Annotated in this window: 5 protein-coding genes; all 5 read right to left on the reverse strand. The window is 73.7% G+C overall.

The genetic code is table 11. The annotated features are described in order from the left end of the window. On the reverse strand, positions 1-285 hold a 285-nt coding region (locus KBX53_RS25620; RefSeq protein WP_210862079.1), incomplete at its 3' end, for a chorismate synthase. Between the two features lie 117 nt (positions 286-402). Then, positions 403-1,326 carry a glycosyltransferase family 2 protein gene (locus tag KBX53_RS25625; protein WP_030335631.1) on the reverse strand — a complete coding sequence of 308 codons (924 nt, stop codon included), beginning with the start codon at positions 1,324-1,326 and terminating at the stop codon, positions 403-405. Then, the gene (locus tag KBX53_RS25630) at positions 1,323-1,991 is read right to left on the reverse strand and encodes a glycosyltransferase (protein ID WP_051708748.1); all 669 of its coding nucleotides are present in this window, start codon (positions 1,989-1,991) and stop codon (positions 1,323-1,325) included. Before KBX53_RS25630 ends, KBX53_RS25625 begins: the two co-directional genes overlap by 4 nt. Continuing rightward, a complete protein-coding gene (locus tag KBX53_RS25635; RefSeq protein ID WP_030335627.1) occupies positions 1,988-2,467 on the reverse strand; it encodes a polysaccharide biosynthesis protein in 480 nt (159 codons plus the stop codon). The genes KBX53_RS25630 and KBX53_RS25635 overlap by 4 nt, the downstream gene beginning before the upstream one ends. Before the next feature lie 215 nt (positions 2,468-2,682). After that, positions 2,683-3,762: hypothetical protein (locus tag KBX53_RS25640; protein WP_210862081.1), on the reverse strand; the 1,080-nt coding region annotated here is incomplete at its 5' end.

The following is a 3,762-nucleotide window of genomic DNA, read 5'->3' on the forward strand; positions in this document are numbered from 1 at the left end:
GTCGACCGGGTCGGCGGCCATCACGGTCTGCCACTTCGGCCACTCGGAGTTGCCGACCCGGATCGCCACCGGGCTGCCCAGGGTGACGCCGTGCCGCAGGCCGCCGAGCAGCTCGACCTCGTCCCGCTCGAACGACATCCGGGCACCCCGGCCGTAACCCAGCCGGCGACGGGCCAGCTCGTCGGCGATCTCGGTGGTGGTCACCTCGATGCCGGCCGGCACCCCCTCCAGCATCGCGACGAGGGCGGGACCGTGCGATTCACCTGCAGTCAGCCAACGCAACACAGCGGTCAGTCTGTCACGGCCCGCCACCGGCGCGGCACGCTCCCCGGACCGTCCCGCCCAGCGGACGCCGCCGCCTGTGAGCCGGGCGTCCTGTGCCCCGCACCCGTCGACGGCGGCTCAGATCCCCCGACCGCGCTTGTGCAGGGTGCGTAGCACCGCGTCGGCCCGGACCACCCGACCGGCGACGGCGAGGGCCAGGTAGGCGCGCGGCTCCCGGGGGTTGCTGCGCAGGGTGCGCCGGGCCCAGCGCAGCGCGCCCCGGCGGTCGCCGGCGGCGGCCTGGGCGAACGCGATCTGCCCTGCCACCCGGGCTTCGCCGGCCGGTTGACCGGCGAACTCCGGATAACGCCGCAGCAACCACTGCAACGCCTCCGAGATGGTGTCCCAGCGCTGCGCGAAGTACGAGCGCTTGTGCCAGCGGACCAGCACCGACGGCGTCCGCAGGTTGATCAGCGGCGCGCTGCGCGCGGCCCGCAGCAGGAACTCGTAGTCCTCCGCGTAGCTGCCCGGAATCTCCTCGTCGACCAGCCCGAACCCGTCGCGCAGCGCGGTGGCGCGGATCAGGAAGGTCGACGGGTGCAGCTCCGTCATCCGGTCGCGCAACAGGTCGTCCAGGGTGATCCGGTCCTTGTCGAGCACCCGGTCGACGGTGTGCCCGTCATAGGTGACCCGGATGCCGCAGCAGACGAACTCGGCGGCCGGATCACCGGCCAACGCGTCGACCTGGGCGGCCAGCTTGCCGGGCAGCCACTCGTCGTCGTCGTCGCAGAACGCGACCAGCTCACCCTCGGCCGCGAGGGTGCCGCTGTTGCGCGCCCCGGCCAACCCGGCGGTACGGGTGTTGCTGATCACGCGTACCACGCGGGTCGGGTCGCTGCCCAGCGCTGTCAACGACTCGTCGGGCGCGGACTGGTCGAACACCACCACGACCTCGATCGGGCCCGGGTAGTCCTGCGCCAGGATCGCGCGCACCGCCGCCCGCAGCAGCTCGGGGCGGTCCCGGGTGGGCACCACGACGCTGACGCTCGGCTGCTGGGTCATCGAATCTCCTCCGTACCCGGACGCGGCCGGGACCAGGCCCGCCACCGGGGTGGGCGCGGGGTCGAACGGGCCACCAGGTCGTCGATGATCTGCCCGACCCGGGCCACCGCCGCCCGTTGTGCCTCGTGTGCCTGCGGGTCGGCGGCCACCGCGTACCGGGATGGGTCGGCCACCCCTGCGGTCAGCGCGTCGTGCAGCGCCTCCCGGGTCTCGCAGAGCGCCACCAGCCCGGCGGCGCCGAGCCGGCGGGCGAAGAGAAGCTGATGGTTGTCGACGTGCTCACCGCGAGCCGGGTCGCGGGGCACCACGATGGGCAGGTGGCCGTGCCGGCGGGCCTCCAGGATGGTCGCCGGGCCACCGTGGCAGACCACCAGGTGCGCGTCGCTCATCGCCTGTTGCAACGCGTCGTGACCGAGGAACGCCACCGCGCCGGGCACCTGGGGCGCGCGGGTGTGCCCGTGCTGGACGGTCAGCCCGATCGGGACGGCGGCCTGCGTGTGCCACTGCGCCAGCCAGTCCACGAGCCGGTCGAACTGGTGCTTGTCGGTGCCCACCGCCACCAGCAGTCGCAGCTGGGCGACCGCCGAGCTGTCGCGCTGGCGCGGCAGGCGGGCCGCCTCGGTGCTCGGTTGCGGACGCCAGGCGGTGCCCGTCTCCCCCGTCACAGCAGCGTCCCGACGACTGTCGCCTCGGGGTACTGCCGGCGCTGCTCGTCCCACTGCACGAGCATCGCGGACAGGAACGGCCGGCAGAGCCGGGCGGTGAGCGTCGGGGTGTCGATCCGGTCGTACACCTCGATGTAGACGGTCGGGATGCGCCGCAACCGGGCCAGCACCACGAACGGCACCGCCACCCCGGCGCCGGTGGTGACCACGGCGGCGACCCGCCGCGCCCGCAGCACACGCCAGGCCAGCAGCGCGTTGCGCAGCAGGTTCGGCACGTTGCGGGTGGTCGGGTGGTGTGCCGGCACCAGGTCCTCGCCGGCCAGCAGCGACACCGCCTCCGGGGTGTCGAAGGTGACCCAGCAGCGCCGCCACCGTTCGTACCAGGGCCGCAAGGCCAGTAGTTGGGCCAGGTGCCCGCCGCTGGAGCCGACCAGCAGCAGCACCGGTGCCCCACTGTCGTCGTTGTTCGTGTCCACGCGACTCCCCACAAGTTCGCTTGGAATTTCAGTTCACGCCAGGCAGAAGCAGATCACACGATCCCCGGTCGTTGAATAGAGCGACCGGCCGAGATGACGATCTCCGCAGCAGGTGGTGCGGGCGCACCGAACGTCCGAGGTCCATCGATCGTCATGACCACCTGCGATTTTGTCGTTACTCTGCGGCGTGCCTGCGCCGCCGCGATTCCTCCCGATCAGCCGCTATGTCTTTTCTCGATGACGTCCAACAGTGCGGGATGCAGTGCGGCGTTCCAGCCCGCGCCCGCGTCGGCCAGCCGCCAGGTCCGCAACCACATCTCCACCAGGTACGCGTCGGCGACGAGCCGGCGCTGCGCCGCGTCGAGACCGAGCCGCTCACCGTGCCGGCTCAGATACCCGTCGACGGCCGACGCGGCGACCTCCGCCGGCTCCCCCCGCAGCACGAGCGCGCGCTGGAACGCGTCGTGCGCCAGGTCGAAACCGACCGGCACGTCCGGCCCGCTGTGCTCCCAGTCCCAGGCGACCAACCGGCCGGCGTGCCAGCCCAGGTTCCACGGCACCCAGTCGCCGTGCCAGTGACCGAACTCGACACTGGTGTCGCCGTGCCGGCGGGCCAGCGCGCAGACCGCGGCGACCGCCCGCGCACCGCCCGGCTCGGTCGCCGCGGCCCGGCCGGCCTGATCGCCCAGCCGGTGCAGGAAGGCCGAGTCGAGCAGCGGACGAGGGGTGCCTGCCGGGCCGCCGCGCCGGGCGACGGCGAGCAGCGCGGCGATCCGTGGTGGGTCGTCCACCGGCACACCGCGAACCGCGGGAGGCAACGGCTCGATCACCGCGACCACCTGGCCCGCCCAGGACACCTCGGCGAGCAGCCTCGGCGGCGTCGGGTGGTCGGCGACGTCGGCCACCGCGGGCAACGCCCGCAGCGCCGCCGCCTCCGCGCTGACCAGCGCGCGGGTCGCGTCATTCCAGCCGATCTTCGCGTAGCCGCGCGGACGCCCGTCGGCGTCGAAGAGCTGCAGGGTGGGCTTGCCGTTCGGGTCGGGTGGGCGGACCCCGAAAGCGGCCAGCAGTGGCGTGTCACCCAGGTCGGCGGAGAGCCGCTCGCTCAGCAGCAGGTCCGCGGCGGGCACCCCGGCCGGCACCGTGACGGTCAACGTCGGGAAGGGCGCGAGCCCCACCCGACCCAACCGGGCCAACCCGCCGAGCACCGCCCGCAGCGCGCGCACCTTCGGTGGCCGCAGGGCGTTGTACGCCAGCAGGGACGCCGCCCCGGCCCGGGGCGCGCCCAACGGCAC

Source organism: Micromonospora sp. M51 (genome assembly GCF_018070305.1).
Lineage (GTDB): Bacteria > Actinomycetota > Actinomycetes > Mycobacteriales > Micromonosporaceae > Micromonospora > Micromonospora parva.